11 protein-coding genes are annotated in these 15,317 nt (G+C 65.7%); 6 read left to right on the top strand and 5 right to left on the bottom strand.

Annotation, left to right across the window (positions count from 1 at the left end):
* Positions 1-5: 5 nt before the first annotated feature.
* Positions 6-704 carry a TetR/AcrR family transcriptional regulator gene (locus tag ACIBCN_RS22650; protein ID WP_396993602.1) on the bottom strand — a complete coding sequence of 233 codons (699 nt, stop codon included), beginning with the start codon at positions 702-704 and terminating at the stop codon, positions 6-8.
* A gap of 203 nt (positions 705-907) precedes the next feature.
* On the opposite strand from ACIBCN_RS22650, the gene ACIBCN_RS22645 reads away from it, so the two are divergent.
* Positions 908-2,629 (top strand): GMC oxidoreductase, encoded by a 1,722-nt coding sequence (locus tag ACIBCN_RS22645; RefSeq protein ID WP_396993601.1) that lies wholly within the window; start codon positions 908-910, stop codon positions 2,627-2,629.
* 110 nt (positions 2,630-2,739) lie between these two features.
* On the opposite strand, the gene ACIBCN_RS22640 is transcribed toward ACIBCN_RS22645, so the two are convergent.
* Complete coding sequence (locus tag ACIBCN_RS22640; protein ID WP_396993600.1) at positions 2,740-3,432, bottom strand: aquaporin; 693 nt, start codon at positions 3,430-3,432, stop codon at positions 2,740-2,742.
* A gap of 295 nt (positions 3,433-3,727) precedes the next feature.
* Here ACIBCN_RS22640 and ACIBCN_RS22635 point away from each other — a divergent pair, with 295 nt between their 5' ends.
* The gene (locus ACIBCN_RS22635; protein WP_396993599.1) at positions 3,728-5,299 is read left to right on the top strand and encodes a S10 family peptidase; all 1,572 of its coding nucleotides are present in this window, start codon (positions 3,728-3,730) and stop codon (positions 5,297-5,299) included.
* Positions 5,300-5,321: 22 nt separating this feature from the next.
* Here the strand turns inward: ACIBCN_RS22635 and ACIBCN_RS22630 are convergent, their stop codons facing one another.
* Positions 5,322-6,230, bottom strand: a complete 909-nt coding sequence (locus ACIBCN_RS22630; RefSeq protein WP_396993598.1) for a helix-turn-helix transcriptional regulator — start codon at positions 6,228-6,230, stop codon at positions 5,322-5,324.
* 54 nt (positions 6,231-6,284) lie between these two features.
* Positions 6,285-6,914 carry a TetR/AcrR family transcriptional regulator gene (locus ACIBCN_RS22625; protein WP_396993597.1) on the bottom strand — a complete coding sequence of 210 codons (630 nt, stop codon included), beginning with the start codon at positions 6,912-6,914 and terminating at the stop codon, positions 6,285-6,287.
* Positions 6,915-7,000: 86 nt separating this feature from the next.
* Here ACIBCN_RS22625 and ACIBCN_RS22620 point away from each other — a divergent pair, with 86 nt between their 5' ends.
* From ACIBCN_RS22620 to ACIBCN_RS22610, 3 genes are all read left to right on the top strand, one after another.
* Positions 7,001-7,936, top strand: a complete 936-nt coding sequence (locus ACIBCN_RS22620; RefSeq protein ID WP_396993596.1) for a DUF1295 domain-containing protein — start codon at positions 7,001-7,003, stop codon at positions 7,934-7,936.
* Between the two features lie 201 nt (positions 7,937-8,137).
* A complete protein-coding gene (locus tag ACIBCN_RS22615; protein ID WP_396993595.1) occupies positions 8,138-9,304 on the top strand; it encodes a glycosyltransferase 87 family protein in 1,167 nt (388 codons plus the stop codon).
* Positions 9,301-10,044, top strand: coding sequence for a nucleotidyltransferase domain-containing protein (locus ACIBCN_RS22610; protein ID WP_396993594.1), 744 nt, complete (start codon positions 9,301-9,303; stop codon positions 10,042-10,044). The genes ACIBCN_RS22615 and ACIBCN_RS22610 overlap by 4 nt, the downstream gene beginning before the upstream one ends.
* Here the strand turns inward: ACIBCN_RS22610 and car are convergent.
* Positions 10,041-13,547 (bottom strand): carboxylic acid reductase, encoded by a 3,507-nt coding sequence (gene car, locus ACIBCN_RS22605; RefSeq protein ID WP_396993593.1) that lies wholly within the window; start codon positions 13,545-13,547, stop codon positions 10,041-10,043. The two genes, ACIBCN_RS22610 and car, sit on opposite strands and share 4 nt — an antisense overlap.
* 243 nt (positions 13,548-13,790) lie before the next feature.
* On the opposite strand from car, the gene ACIBCN_RS22600 reads away from it, so the two are divergent.
* Complete coding sequence (locus tag ACIBCN_RS22600; RefSeq protein WP_396993592.1) at positions 13,791-15,242, top strand: MFS transporter; 1,452 nt, start codon at positions 13,791-13,793, stop codon at positions 15,240-15,242.
* Positions 15,243-15,317 lie beyond the last annotated feature (75 nt).

Raw genomic sequence — 15,317 nt, 5'->3', positions numbered from 1 at the left:
GTAAGTCAGGGCCGGTATCCCAGCATGTCCAGCAGGGCGTCGAGTTGGAGTTCGAAGAGTTCGTCGCGGTCGGCGAAGGTTTCGGTGCCGTACATGTCGAAGACGTCGGCGGTCACCGCACCGAAGAGGCTCGCCCAGAAGGTGACGCCGCGGGTGATGAGCCAGTCGGGGATATCGATGTGGGCTTCGTTGCGGATCTCGGCGAAACTTGTTGCGAGAGGGAGAGATATACGCGGGTCAGTAGAGGGTGCGCAGAGTAGGCCGGACTGGTAGGCGCGGGCGAAGAGGGATTGCAGGGCGATGATCACGCGGGTGCCGGGGGCCATGGTTTGGTCGGCTGGGGCGTCGTAGCCGGGGACCGGGGTGCCGAAAAGCAGGCCGTACCGGGCGGGTTCGGCGGTGGCCCAGCGCCGGACAGTGCGGGCCAGCACGCGCATTTGCTCGATCGGATCGTCGGGTGCGTCGGCGAGTGCGGCGTCGACCGCGTCGCCGAGCGCGTTGTATCCGTCGATGACCAGCAGGGTGAGTAGTTCGTCGCGACTGCTGACGTAGCGGTAGACCGCCGAGGAGACGACGCCGAGATCACGGGCGACCGCGCGCAGCGACAGTGCCGCGGCACCGTCGGTGGCCAGATGTTCGCGGCCGATGCGGACTATGTCGGCCATGGTCTGGGCCCTTGCTCGGGCGCGCGGCGTAGTCGGCATGCCTCCACCGTGCAATATTGAGAGAGCGTTGTCAACAAGAGTGAGCATTGCTCTCCAAGGGATCTGCACCTCGGAAGTCGCCACCCTGACCGGGAAACCGAATGGCGTCGGCACAAGTCCGCGCCACCCGCCCTGGTTCGGCGCACAACCTACTCGGTAGTAGTGTTACCCGAGTCACTGGCGACACTATTGAGGAGCTTCCTATGGACCAGCGAGCAACGGATTTCGACGTCCTCATCGTCGGTTCTGGGTTCGGTGGCAGCGTCACCGCGCTGCGGTTGGTCGAGAAGGGCTACAAGGTAGGCGTGCTCGAAGCGGGCCAGCGGTTCGCCGACGACGAGTTGCCCAAGACCAGCTGGGAGCTGAAGAAGTTCCTCTGGGCGCCGAAGCTCGGCTGCTACGGCATCCAGCGCATCCACCTGCTGCGCGATGTCCTCATCCTCGGCGGCGCCGGTGTCGGCGGCGGCTCGCTGAACTACGCCAACACGCTGTACGTGCCGCCGGAGCCGTTCTTCCGGGACGCGCAGTGGCGCGACATCACCGACTGGCAGACCGAGCTCGCGCCCTACTACGAGCGCGCGCAGAAGATGCTCGGCGTGGTGCGCAACCCGCACATGACCCCGGCCGACGAGGTGTTCAAGCAGGTCGCCGACGACCTCGGCGTCGGCGATACCTTCGTGCAGACCCCCGTCGGCGTGTTCTTCGGCGAGCCGGGAAAGACGGTGGCGGACCCGTACTTCGGCGGCGTCGGGCCCGAGCGCACCGGCTGCGTCGAGTGCGGTGACTGCATGGTCGGCTGCAAGTTCGGCGCCAAGAACACGCTCGTGAAGAACTACCTCTACCTCGCGGAACAGGCCGGGGCGCAAGTCATTCCGATGACCACCGTCACCGGCCTGCGCCCGCACCCGGATGGCACCTGGGACGTGTCCACGGCGCGCACCGGCGCCTGGCTACGTAAGCAGCCCAAGACCTACACCGCGGCGAACGTCGTGCTCGCGGCAGGCACCCGAGGCACCCAGCAGCTGCTGTTCGCGATGAAGGACAAGGGCGCGCTGCCGGAGCTCTCGGAACGCCTCGGCCAGCTGACCCGCACCAACTCCGAATCGATCGTCGGTGCCGCGACCAAAAAGGTCACGCCCGGTGTCGATTTCACCAAGGGCGTGGCGATCACCTCGTCCATCCACCCCACGCCGGACACACACATCGAGCCGGTCCGCTACGGCAAGGGCTCCAACGCCATGGGGCTGCTGCAGACGCTGATGGTGGACGGCGGCGGTCGCATTCCGCGCTGGCTGCGTTTCCTCGGCATCCTGCTGCGCCGCCCGATGGACCTGCTCAGCTTCCTGAGCACCAAGGACTGGAGCGAGCGCACCATCATCTCGCTGGTCATGCAGCACCTGGACAATTCGATCACCACCTACACCAAGCGCGGGCTCTTCGGCCGCAAGCTGACCAGCAAACAGGGGCACGGCGAACCGAACCCGACCTGGATCCCGGTCGGCAACGACGTCACCCGGCGGGTGGCCGCCAAGATCGGCGGCATCGCGGGCGGCAGCTGGGGCGAGATCTTCAATATCCCGCTCACCGCGCACTTCCTCGGCGGCGCGGTCATCGGCGCCGACCCCGAGCACGGCGTAATCGACGGCTACCACCGCGTTTTCGGCTATCCCACGCTCAGCGTCGTCGACGGCGCGGCGGTCTCGGCCAACCTCGGCGTGAACCCCTCCCTCACCATCACCGCGCAGGCCGAACGCGCCGCCGCCTACTGGCCGAACAAGGGCGAGGTGGACACCCGGCCCCCGCTCGGCGCCACCTACCAGCAGATCGCACCAGTCGCACCGGTCACCCCCGTGGTACCCGCGAACGCGCCTGCCGCACTGGTGCTTCCGATCGTCGAGATCAGGAAGACTCCCGCCGCGGGCTGAGCAGCGCTGGCCCAGCGGTTACCATACTGAGCTGGTCGCGGGACAGAACCGTCCGCTCCATCCGCAGCGCAGTCCAGCCACCGGGGTGCCCACTACGCTCCGCGCGTCGGCTATGCGTCCGCGGGGTTGAGCATCCGGAACACCAAACCCGCCGCGGCGGCGCCCAGCAACTCGACGATCAGGTAGAACACTGTCGAGGTGCCGAAGATGCCCATCGCCATGCCGCCGAACAGTACGGCCGGGTTGAACGCGCCACCGGATATTCCGCCGACCGCGACAGCTCCGGCCGCGACGGTGAATCCGATGGCCAGCCCGTAGAACGAGTTGTTCGGATGGTCGGCGCTGGTCGCCACATTGAGCACAACGTAAGCGAGGGCGAAGGTGAAGAGGAGCTCGGCGACGAGCGCGTCGACCAGGAGATGACCCGTCGGGCTCAATGCTCGACCCGGTGCGACGCCGACGACGAGGCGGACGACCACCGCCGCGACCACGCCTGCCACTAGCTGGATGATCCAGTAGCCAACGGCCGCAAGGGGTTTGATTCGACCACGGACCAGCGCCGCCAACGTCACCGCAGGATTGTAGTGCGCGCCGGAAATGTGGCCGCCCGCGTAGACCATGACCATGAGCACCGCACCGATGGCCAGCGGTGCGAGCGAACTCCCGCTGCGCACCGCCGATCCGACGGTGAAGACAAGAAAGAACGTTCCGATCCCTTCGACGGTGAGCTTGCGAGCGGTATTCCAGCGGGGTGGATCGAGGGCCGTAGGCGCGGCCGTCTTATCCGGGGCTGAGGTAGTCATACTCTGTCTCCATTTTCCAACCATCGGTTGCCGTTCTCCGGCAACTATGCGCACGCGTCGGCCATGGCTGATCCGTTCACCGATCATGGTCCGCGCGCGGTATCGGCCGATCGGGTCGATATCGCCTGCCTGTTGAAACGTATTGCCCGCCACAATGGTTCAGCCCGGCACGAGATTCTGCCGCCGAAGATCTTCGGCAGAGTCGGCGTTCCGCCACACGGAACGTTTCGCGTCCGGCGGCGGCGCCCCACTTGTATCGTTAATCGCAAGCTGTCCAAGCTTGGGGAGAATTACGATGAGCATGCATTCCGTTTCCGGTGGCGATTCGACCAGCCCAGCCGAGGGCAGCGATCAGCCGTTCTTCGATCCCGTGGTGTATGGCAACGGGCCCGATGACAACGTCACCGACACCGCCGAAACCGCGGCCGTCACCCATCACACGATCACCATCGACGGCAACGACATCCCGTATACGGCGACGGCGGGTCACCTGGTCACGGTCGATCCGAGCACCTCGCTGCCGAACGCGAAGATGTTCTATGTGGCGTTCACGAAAGACGCACAGCAAGAGGAGACGCGACCGGTCACGTTCTTCTACAACGGCGGTCCGGGGTCCTCGGCGGTATTCGTGCTGCTCGGTTCGTTCGCGCCGCGCCGCATCAAGACCAAGATGCCCGACTTCACACCGCCCGCACCGTATTCCATGGAGGACAATCCCGATAGCTTGATCGACACCAGCGATCTGGTATTCGTCAATCCCGTCGGTACGGGCTACTCGGCAGCGGTCGCGCCACACAAGAATCGCGATTTCTGGGGTGTCGATCAGGACGCCGAGTCGCTGAAGCAGTTCATCAAGCGATACTTGACGAAGACCCACCGGTGGAACTCGCCGAAATTCCTGTTCGGCGAATCGTATGGCACCGCGCGCAGTTGCGTTCTCGCCTACAAGCTGCACGAGGACGGCGTCGATCTGAACGGCGTCACACTGTTGTCGTCGATCCTTGACTACCGGCAGTCGGGCAACCCGATCGGCTTGTTGCCGACGGCCGCCGCCGACGCGTGGTACCACAAACGTCTCGGGATCACCCCGCCCCCTGCCGATCTGGACACGTTCATGGCGGAGGTCGAGGAGTTCGCCGTCGGCGACTATTTGACTGCGCTGCAAGCGTTTCCGAAGTTCGATCCGGCCGTGCTCGACAAGCTCGCGGCGTATACCGGTATCGATAAGATCGTTTTGACCTCGTGGAGCCTGTACATCGGCTGGCCGTTCTTGACGACCCTGCTGCAGGATCGCAACCGCGCGGTCGGCGCGTACGACGGCCGGGTCACCGGGATCGATTCCGGAATCGCGGGCAAGGTGGACCCGAACTCCGGCGGCAACGATCCGACCATGGCGGCCGTCTCCGGTGTCTACACGGCGATGTGGAATTGGTACCTCGAGGAACAGCTCCAGTTCACCTCGGACTCGGCGTTCACCGATCTGAATGACCAGGTGTTCCTGCACTGGGATTACAGCCACGTCGATCCGACCGGCGCGAAGCAGGGGCCCGACTCGTTCTACACGGCAGGCGATTTGGCCGCGGTGATGGCGATCAATGTCGATCTGAAAGTGCTGTCGGCCAACGGCTACTACGATTTCGTCACGCCGCAGTTTCAAACAGTGCTCGACTTGCAACAGATGCCGCTGGACGATCCGGCGATTCGGCAGAACCTGTCGATCCGCTTCTACCAGTCAGGCCACATGGTGTATCTGGACGGCCATTCGCGCACCGCACTCAAACAGGATCTTGTCCAGCTGTACGACGTAGTGACCAGCGACAGAGCGGCGATGAGCCGCATACTCACCTTGTGGCAGAGCAAGGGCTGAACCCGAACGGCACGAGTCGATTTCACACCGCCGTCGGCACCGCGTGGTACTGCCGTCGGTGCTCGTCCCAGGGTTCGTGCTGCTCCTCCGGGCTCATCGCGAGCAGTCGCCGCAGTTGGGCCCACTGGGTTTCGTCGGTCGGGGTGTAGATCTGTACCCAGGCGCCGGCGACGGCGGGCAACGACATGCTGGTGATGAACATTTCGAGTTCGCCGATGGCCAGATTGCGGAGCTGTTTGATCCGATTCGACGGGACCGCGACGTCGTTGTGGGCCCATAGCGCGGCGAAATCGGCGCTGTCGGTGCACATTTCCTCGATGAATCGCTGCCAGGTCGGGTCGTCGAGGTTCTTCGCGTAGGCGCCGCGCAGGTAGGCGACCATACGCCGCAGATCGTCCATGCTGCTGCGGTAGGTGTTGCAGCACGGCGGCGTCAGGAACACGCGCCGCACGACGTTGCGCTCCCCCATCAGGAATCCCGGGCACAGGGCCGCGTAGGAGTCGTTGAACGCCAACACGTCGTATCGCCCGCTCAGCACCGCGGCGGGCAGGGGCGTCAGATGATCGAGGATGGTCTGCATCTCTTCGGGCAGGGCGCTGTTCGAGTGCGGGCTCGGCACGGTCGGCACACCGGCGAGCCGATAGAGGTGACCACGCTCGGCATCGTCGAGCGCCAGCGTTCTGGCCACCGCGTCGAGTACCTGCACGCTGACGTTGATCTGACGGCCCTGCTCGAGCCACGTGTACCACGTGACCCCGATGCCGGACAGCTGCGCGACCTCCTCGCGGCGCAGGCCAGGCGTGCGACGGCGCGGCCCGGGTGGCAACCCGACGTCGTCCGGTGAGATCTTGGCCCGCCGCGACTTCAAGAAGGTTCCCAGCTCCGCACGGCGCGCTTTGCGCACCGCCCGGACATCGAGCACATCGGTCATCCACTGATCGTGCCTGAAATCGGTAGCGGTATCCAGGTGCTGCTAGTACCCGTTTTAGCCCAAGGGTTCTCCTTTGGCCGGTTCGACGAGTGCGTCGAGGCCGTTCATGAGATGCGCGCGAATCGCGGTCCAGTCGGACCATTCCGGCGCCGCGCCGGGAATCGCGCCCACGAGTGCCACGCCGCGAACGGTGGCCACGGCCATGTCCAACAGGCTGTCGAAGCCCGGCGCCGCGGCATACGTGGGCAGCAGCGTCCTGGCCTGCCTGCGCAGGCTGTCCATCCCGACGGTCGTCAATTCGACTGCGCTGCGCGCGATTTCGCTGTCGGTGCGGGCCACGTTGAACAGCTCGAACACCGCGGGCGTGATGGGTAGGCAATGCAACCGCCACAGGCGATCCAGCATCACCACGGCGATCTCGCGCTCACTCGCCCCCGGCGCGGGCGTGGTGACGAACTCGCCGAACATCTGCTCCCCGAGCCGCGCCATGGCCGCGTCGACCAGCGTCGCCTTGGACGGAAAGTAGTGCTGCTGCGCCCCCTGGCTGACGCCGGCCCGCTCGGCGACGCTGCGAGTAGAGGTGCCCGCGTAGCCGACCTCGATCAGGCTGGCGACGGTGGCGTCGAGCAGCGCGGCGACCGTGCCCGCTCGCCGTTCCGCTTGTGTCCGTTTCGCACTGCTCACCGGCCCACTATAGCAAAACCCGTCGACCGACTTGTTAAGTCGGTCGACTTGGAATAACCTCTGGGGCACCCGAACCAGGAGGCTCCGTGGCCGACACCCCGACCCAACAACCGATCCGGCGGTTCCTTTCCTCCGTGTTCGCCGTCCCGTTGTTCATCGCGATGCTGGTCGACGAGAACATCCGCACTTTCGCGATCGTCAACGCGGTCGCACAGCTCGTGTTGTTCATCGCCGTCGCGTGCGTTCCGGCGTGGCGAACCCGACGGATGACCTACGTCGACATCGCCTGGCCGTGGGGCCTGGTCGTGCTCGGCGTGGAAGTCCTGACACTCGGCGACCTTTCGCCGTTCGCCGGGGCGATCGCCTGCTTCTACCTCGTCGTCGGAGCCCGGATGGGGCTCGCTGCGGTGACCCTCTGGCGCACCGGCGAATTCGACAAGGAACTGCCCCGGTATCGATTCCAGCGGTTGCGCTGGCGGCGCACGTCGCTCGGCAGCGAACGCGTCGACCTGGTCGCCGAGGTCCTCGTGCAAGGCTGGGCGAACTGCACGGTGCTCGCGGTGCCCGCCGCGCTCGCCGTCTCCACCGACCATCCGGCTTTCGGCGCGCTCACCATCGTCGGGCTGGTCGTCTGGGCGGGTTCCTGGATTCTGGAATCCACTGCGGACATGCAGAAGCTGCGATTCGGCGCGGCCTCGAAACGAGCAGGCCTCAAGCGCAGCTGCGATGTCGGGCTATGGAAGTACAGCCGCCACCCGAACTACTTCTTCCAATGGATGCAGTGGAATGCCGTGGCGATCATGTGCCTGCCCGAACTCATCGATCATCTCGGCCGGACGAACGTGTACAGCGCGGTCTGGCTGGTCATCGGACTGGTCGGATGCTCGGCGACCATGTACTGGTGCCTGGTCTTCTACACCGGTGCCGTCCCCGCCGAGTACTACAGCGTCCAGAAACGTCCCGACTACCGCGACTATCAGGCACGCACCAACCGGTTCTTCCCCGGCCCGGCCCGGGTATAGGCCGGCGTGGCATGTCGCACACTCGGACAAATCCCCTGGTAGCGGTAACAATTCGAGCACCGCACCGGCACCCGAGAGTTCGGGGCGTGCTCCTGCTCGTGTTATTCGGTAAGTTGATCACTTGTGCCCAAGTCCCGGATGCTGGAGTCTCCACGCACGGGCCCAACACTTTTCATACTGGCCGCAAGTGCCGCTCTGGCGGTGATCCTGCTGTTCACCACGGTCGATCCGTGGCTGGACCGGGCAGGCATCCTGGACGGCGGGCTGGACGTGCACGTATATCGGGACGGCGCCTGGCGCATCCTGCACGGACTGCCGCTCTATACCGAGCCGACCATTGCTGGGCTCCTGTACACCTACACCCCCTTCTCGACGATCGCCTTCATACCCATCGTGGCGATCCCGTGGTCGTGGGTCGCCGACACCTGGCTGGTGTTGAACCTGCTCGTGCTCTGCGGGTGCGTACTGCTGAGCTGGCGCATCCTCGGGTATCGGATCAATGCCCAACTCACCGCGGTCAGCGCGTTATTGGCGATCACCCTGGCGTTCATCGAGCCCGTCCGCACCACGCTGTTCTACGGCCAGATCAACCTCATGCTGATGCTGCTGGTGCTGTGGGACTTCTCCCGCTCCGACCGGAGCAAGCTGCGCGGCATCGGCGTCGGACTGGCCGCGGGCATCAAACTCGTCCCGGCCTACTTCGTCGTGCAGTTCCTCGTGCTGCGCCAGTGGCGGTCGGCCGTCACCGCGGTCGCGGCCTTCGTCACCTCGATCGTGCTCGCCTGGATCGTGCTGCCCGCCGACTCCAAGCAGTACTGGACGTCGACGTTCTTCCAGTCCAATCGGATCGCCGACGACATGCACCCGTCGAATCAATCGATTCGCGGCGCGATCGCACACCTGACGCATCGGCCAGCGCCGCTATGGCTGTGGCTGCTCATCGCGGGCGCTGTCACGCTGGTGAGCCTGGCGATCACCGCAGGCCTGTTCCGGCGCGGCGAGCGGCTGCTCGCGGTGACGCTGGCCGGTCTCACCGCCTGCGCGGTGTCGCCGTTCTCCTGGGATCACCACTGGGTCTGGTTCGTACCGCTGTTCGTCTACCTGGTGCACAAGGCGCAATGGCGGTGGGGCTGGTGGCTCGTCGCCGCGGCCCTTTTCGCCTCGATCGGCGCGTGGACCTGGGAGTACGACCCGAATTACGTGGTCGTCGGCCTCTTCCTGTTCCCGCCGTGGTGGCCGGGCGCCCAGATCCTGATCAACAGTTTCGTCATCGTGTACGCCATCGTGCTCGTCAGCGCGGGACTGGTCCTGGTTCGACTCCGGCGCCAGGGTGCCGAGGTCGGCGACGAGGCGCGAGCGTCGGTATGAGCTTGCCGCCAGCAGCCGTGCTCGAGGCGTTCGCGGCGGAGATCGAACCCGCTGCCGGCGTGGTCGCGCTGTTGGTGGGCGGCTCGCTGGCGACCGGTGACTTCCAGCCCGGCGTAAGCGATTTCGACCTGGTGGCGTTGATCGAACGACCGTTGACCGATGATCAGCGACGACTCGTCGCGCAGCTGCACCGTGCGTTCATCAGCCGACATCCCGAAGCCACCAAACTGCATTGTGTCTACGTGCCGGTGGACGACCTCGACGAGGTCGAGACGCCGCATGTCACCTGGGCCGCGCAGATGATGTTCGAGCGACCGCTCACCGGGATCGCCCGAGCAGAGCTGTTGCGCTTCGGGTTTGCCGTATTCGGAGAACCACCGGAGGCCGTGATTCCTCCGGTCACCGCGGCCGAGTTGGCGGCGGCGGTCCGCGGCGACCTCAGCGGATACTGGGTTCCCGCGCTCCGGCGGCCGTCGATCTGGTTCCGCGACTCCTACATCGACCTCAGCCTGTTCACACTGGCTCGCGCCGAAGTCACCTTGGCGACCAACGAATTGATCACCAAACGAGAAGCGTTGACGCGGCTGGACCGCTTCCATGTCCCGGCCGAACTGATCGAACAGATACGACAGCGACGAGACGGGCACATCGTGCCTATCTCGCCGCTGTCGCGGGTCCGCCGGGCCAAGTCAGTGCATGGACTGGTCTCGGACGGGCTTCGAGTTCTGTTGTCGTACTAGAGCAGTCGGAGCAGTTCCAGATCGCTGACGTACTTCTCGATCAACGTCTCCGTCAAATGCGGAATGTCCTTGTCCGCGCCGATGCTCGCGGCCTGCACCGCCGCCTGGAACTTCTTGGCCGGCAACACCGATCCCCGAATCGGCGGCCGCTGGCTCCGGTAGGCATCGAGCAACGGGAGGACCGAGGCTTGGCGCTGCTTTTCGGGCAAACCGCGGATCGCTGTCTCGAAACGGCTGAACCAGTCCGCAAAGTCGGCGATCCGCTGGATCGGGCGACCGGATGCGATGAGCCAGTCGACGAATTCGTCCATGGAGATGCCGTCGTCGTGCGGGTTGAGCACGTCGTAGGTCTGGAACCCCTCGATGGCTTGGATGCCGAGGGTGGTGATCGCCTCGGCGGTGAAATCGGCGGGGAGACCGTCGTAGTGGGCCCGCTGCCGGTGTCCGTCGGCGTCGGTCCGGTAGAACGAGTACGGCGCGATGCCGGTGGCGACCAGGCTCAGGATGAGCCGGGTGAACACGTCGGACACGTTGAGCTGACCGGCGTACCGGCGATCGGCGAGGATCATGTCCGAACGGAACACCGCGACCGGCAGGCCGCACAGATCATGCGCCTCGCGCAGCAGGACCTCGCCCGCCCACTTGCTGTTGCCGTAGCCGTTGGCGTACCCCGCGCGCACGACGCGCACGGCACTCATCTCACGGATATCGCTGTCCTCCTGGAAAGCCGCCGGATCGATCTGATCGGCCACCCCCACGGTCGACAGGTAGGTGACCGGCTTGCGCCGCGAGGTGATGGCAAGGCGGATGATCTCCGCGGTACCAACGACATTCGGGCCGAACAGCTGGCTGTACGGCAGCACATGATTGACCAGCGCGGCCGGATGAATGATCAGGTCGACGGTCTCGGCAAGCCGCTGCCATGTCGCTTCGTCCAGCCCGAGATCCGGATCGCCAATGTCGCCCGCGAGCACTTCCAGGCTCCTGTCGGCCAGTTCCTGGTAGTGCGTGACCAGCTTCGGGTCGCCGCTGTCGAACGCCGCGTCGAGCCGCTTGCGTGCCGCGGCCGCGTCGCTGCCGCGCACGATGCAGATCAGCTTGCCGCCCGACTTGTCCAGTCGCTCCAGCCATTCCAGGCAGAGGAAGCGTCCGAGGTAGCCGTTCGCGCCGGTCAGCAGGACGGTCCGCGCGGGCACCGGCGCGTGCGGAATCGTATTGGCGGCGGCCAGGGTTCGGTCGTCGATGAACTTGTCCAGCGTGAGATCGGCGGCACGGATCTGCGATCCGGCACCGTGCACCGAGGTGACAGTGGGCCGCTTCGCGCCCGAATCACGTTCCGCCTCGATGTATTTCGCGATCTCGCGGAGGTTGTTCGCCGGGCTGATGATGACGCCGACCGGCACCTCGACCCCGAAGGTCTCCTTGAGCAGGTTCGAAAACGACAGTGCCGACAGCGAATCGCCGCCGAGATCGGTGAAGTGCGCGTCGGGGCGCAACTCACTGGCGGCGATGCCGAGCATCGCGCGCGCCGCGTGACTCACCGTGTCAAGCACGGGACGTTCGGCGGCTTCGCGCCGCAACGCCAGCATCTCGTCGCTTTGCCGGGTGGCGTGATCGACGTAGATCTGTTCGAGGCGCTCCCCGTAGCGTTCCTTCAGCTTGGGGCGCAACAACTTCGCGATACCGGAGAGCAGACCGTTCTCCATCGTGAACGGCTCGGATTCGAGCAGGAAGTCGCGGGGAATCTCGTAGGACTGTAGGTCCGCGTCCTTGGCCAGCTGCTGAATCGACTCGGCCAGCGCCGATTTCAAAGCCTCGGTGTCGTAGTCGCGCAGCGCGGCCTCGGTGGGCACGATCACCGCGACCAGGTAAGCGCGTTCGCTGCTGCCGTAGATGAAGATCTGCCGGATCAACGGGCTGCTGGCGAACACGGCCTCGAGGTGGGCGACGGTGACGAACTCGCCCTGCGACAACTTGAGCACATTGTTGCGACGGTCGACGTACACCAGCTCATCGGGACCGAGCTCGGCCACGATGTCTCCGGTCTTGTAGAAGCCGTCCTCGTCGAAGATCTCGGCGGTGACCTCGGGCCGCTTGTAGTACCCGGGAATCTGGGTCGCCGCCTTCACCAGCAGCTCACCGCGCGGATGCGGCTGATCGGTGCGGAAGTAGCCGAGCTCGGGCACATCGACGAGCTTGTAATCGGTCACCGGCGGCCGCTGCACCCGGTTGTCCAGCAGGATGCCCGCGCCCGCCTCGGTCGAGCCGTATCCATCGTGTAGTTGTACGTCGAGGACGGACTCCATGAACGCGCGCATCTCCGCGGACAGCGGCGCGCTACCGACGATCGCGCCAAGGAAGCGGCCGCCCAGGAAGTTCTGTCGCAGTTCGGCTTTCACTTCTTGATCGAGCGCCGCCGGGTCCACGCCGGGGACCGAACGCCGGTCCATCTCGCTGCGATAGCGCTGAAAGATCATGTCGCACACGCGCGGAACGAAGAATATCTCGGTGGGCCGCACCAGCGCGATGTCCTCGAACAGCGTCGACATGTCGCTCTTCGCCGCGAAATACGCGGTGCCACCGCGGGCGAGCACGCCGATCATCGACAAGCGTCCGGCGATGTGACTCATCGGCATGTAGTTGAGGTTGATGCCGACGCCGTCGCGCAGGCCCTGCCACATCACCCGCGTCAGCCGCTCGGTGTACATCGCGCCCTTCGGCGTGCCCGTGCTGCCCGAGGTGTAGATGAGCAGCGCCAGCGGATCGTCGTCGTCGGCGGGGACGAACAACGGCGCTTGCGGCTGTGCGCTGCCCCGTTCGAGCACGTCGCCGAACGTCTCGACGGTCACCGCGCTGCCCGCGTCGGCGAGGCGCTGACGGGCGGCGTCGAACGCGGCGCGCTGCGCGTCATCCTCGGGGTGGTAATCGAACACGACCAGCCGCTCCGGCGAAGCGCCCGCGAGCAGGCAGTCGACGGCCGTCTCCAGGTAGTCCGGCGTCGAGGCGAGCAGCCGCGGCGAAGTCTCGGTGAGGATCGCCATCAGCTGCGGCACCGCCGCACTCGCCTGCAACGGCACGGTGACCGCGCCGAGATGGACGGTGGCCAGATCGAGCGTCGTGTAGTCGATGCTCGTGAAACCGAGGAGGGCAACGAAATCGCCAGCGCGCAAAGGGTTTTCAGGGTCGCGCTGCCAAGCGGTGGACACCGCCCCGGCTCGCCGCCACAGCTCGCGGTAGGTGATGGTCTCGAGCCTGGGCAGCACTCGCACCGACTTGGCGCCGGTCGCGTCGTCGGCGACGAGCTCGATGGCACGCTGCCCGAGGGCGGGACGGTCCGCGTAACCCTGCATCACCGTGGCGATCACCTGCGCCACCCGCAATCCGGGTTCCCGCGCCGCGTCCGACACCGCGTCTAGGGGTCGTGCGGCCTTGACCTGTTCGTCTTCGGCGAACAACTGCGCGATACGGCTCTTCAGCCGCTCGTCCCGTGACCCAACCGCCATGGCAAATCTCCCTCGCTGAGAAAGTTAGAAACGCCTGTAACTTTCTAAAACAGGTTAGCCTGCCTAAGTATTTCGGAAAAGGGCGTGCTCCAGCGACGAATCCGGTGGCCTTCGCCACACCTGACAGGAATAATATGCCGTATAGCGGACATTCCTCACTAACCCCGCGCTTATCCAGGTGTTGCCGATACCAGTTTTAATGGGCTCCTGTTACTGGTGTCGGAATGCCCGCAAGATCAGTGCATGACGCAGACCTTGTCGCCGGATTCGGCAGCCGCACAGCCGGTTACCGCGCCCCCGGCAGCTCCACCCGCCGCGTACGGTGCGCGGCGCACCCTTGCCATCCTCGCAGTGATCCTCACCGGCCAGTTCATGGCCGTGCTCGACGCCTCCATCGTCAATGTCGCGATTCCCTCGATTCGCAGTTCCCTGCACACCTCCGGCGCGGCTTTGCAGCTGATCGTGGCCGGTTATGTGATCGCCTACGCCGTTTTGCTGGTGACCGGCGCCCGGCTGGGCGACCGATTCAGTCAGCGGCGGATGTTCATCGCCGGCCTGGCGCTGTTCACCCTCGCCTCGCTGATCTGCGGACTGGCGTGGAACGAAATATCGCTCATCGTGTTCCGATTCGCCCAGGGCGTCGGCGCTGCGGCGATGGTGCCGCAGATCATGACGCTCATCCAGCGGAATTTCACCGGTAACGCGCGGGCCAAGGCGCTCAGCGTGTACTCCGCGATCATCTCCGGCGGCATGGTCGCCGGGCAGGTGCTCGGCGGGCTCATTGTCAGCGCCGACGTGGGCGGCAGCAGCTGGCGCGGGGTGTTCCTGGTGAATGTGCCGATCGGCCTGGCCTTGCTGGTGGTCGCGCCGCGGGTGCTGCCCAAGGTGACCCAGCGCTTCGACCGCAAGCTCGACCTGGCCGGGCTCACCATGCTGACGGCGGCGGTACTGGCACTCGTGCTGCCGCTGGTGCTCGGCCGGGAGCTGAATTGGCCGGTGTGGTCCTGGATTTCGCTGGGCGCCTGCGTGCTCGCCTTCGCGGCGTTCGTCGGCATCGAGCGGGCGGTGGCGGCGCGCGACGGTGAGCCGTTGTTCTCGCACCGGGTGCTGGCCGCGCCGGGGCTGCTGCTGGCCGCGGCGACGCTGTTCGTGGTGATGGCGACGTTCGGTGGCTGGATGTTCGTGATGGCCATCCATCTGCAGAGCACGCTCGGCTACAGCGCGCTGCACGCGGGTCTGATGTTCATCCCGTTGGGCGTGACATTCGCGATCGCCGGTCTGAACTGGGAGCGCATCCCACATCGCTTCCACGCCAAGATGATTCCGCTCGGCCTCGTGCTGGCCGCGATGAGCATGGTTGCCATCGGCGCGCTGCTGCGCGACGGTGCGGACGTGGGCCCGCTCGTTCTCGTACTGCTCGGGCTCTGCGGAATCGGCAACGGACTCGCGTTCAGCCCGCTGATGACGCGGACACTGGCCAAGGTCCCGATGAGCCTGGCCGCGGACGCCAGCGGAATCCTGGTCACCAATGTGCAGCTCGGCATCGTGGTCGGCATCGCCTCCTTCGGCACGCTGTTCCTCGGTCTCGCGGGCAGTACGGCACTGTCCGCGTCGCACGCGCTCGGCGGTACCGCCATCGCCGAAGGGGTGACGGTGCTCGTCGCGGCAGCCCTGTCGGCCCGCGCCGCGCGCTAGCGCTCACAACACCGATCCCGGGACCCTCGCTGGCCCGGGATCAGTGCTGTGCGAGGGGGTTTCACAGAGCCTGCA

The sequence above is a fragment of the Nocardia sp. NPDC051052 genome (assembly GCF_044456045.1).
Taxonomy (GTDB): Bacteria; Actinomycetota; Actinomycetes; order Mycobacteriales; family Mycobacteriaceae; genus Nocardia.
The sequence above is the reverse complement of the archived record's forward strand: the minus strand, read 5'-3'. Positions and strand labels throughout refer to the sequence as shown.

Bases quoted from the DNA above. Each gene is read 5' to 3' on its own strand.
- ACIBCN_RS22650 (WP_396993602.1), bottom strand. From the start codon at position 704: ATGCCGACTACGCCGCGCGCCCGAGCAAGGGCCCAGACCATGGCCGAC.
- car (WP_396993593.1), bottom strand. From the start codon at position 13,547: ATGGCGGTTGGGTCACGGGACGAGCGGCTGAAGAGCCGTATCGCGCAG.
- ACIBCN_RS22630 (WP_396993598.1), bottom strand. From the start codon at position 6,230: ATGACCGATGTGCTCGATGTCCGGGCGGTGCGCAAAGCGCGCCGTGCG.
- ACIBCN_RS22600 (WP_396993592.1), top strand. From the start codon at position 13,791: ATGACGCAGACCTTGTCGCCGGATTCGGCAGCCGCACAGCCGGTTACC.
- ACIBCN_RS22610 (WP_396993594.1), top strand. From the start codon at position 9,301: ATGAGCTTGCCGCCAGCAGCCGTGCTCGAGGCGTTCGCGGCGGAGATC.
- ACIBCN_RS22635 (WP_396993599.1), top strand. From the start codon at position 3,728: ATGAGCATGCATTCCGTTTCCGGTGGCGATTCGACCAGCCCAGCCGAG.
- ACIBCN_RS22640 (WP_396993600.1), bottom strand. From the start codon at position 3,432: ATGACTACCTCAGCCCCGGATAAGACGGCCGCGCCTACGGCCCTCGAT.
- ACIBCN_RS22645 (WP_396993601.1), top strand. From the start codon at position 908: ATGGACCAGCGAGCAACGGATTTCGACGTCCTCATCGTCGGTTCTGGG.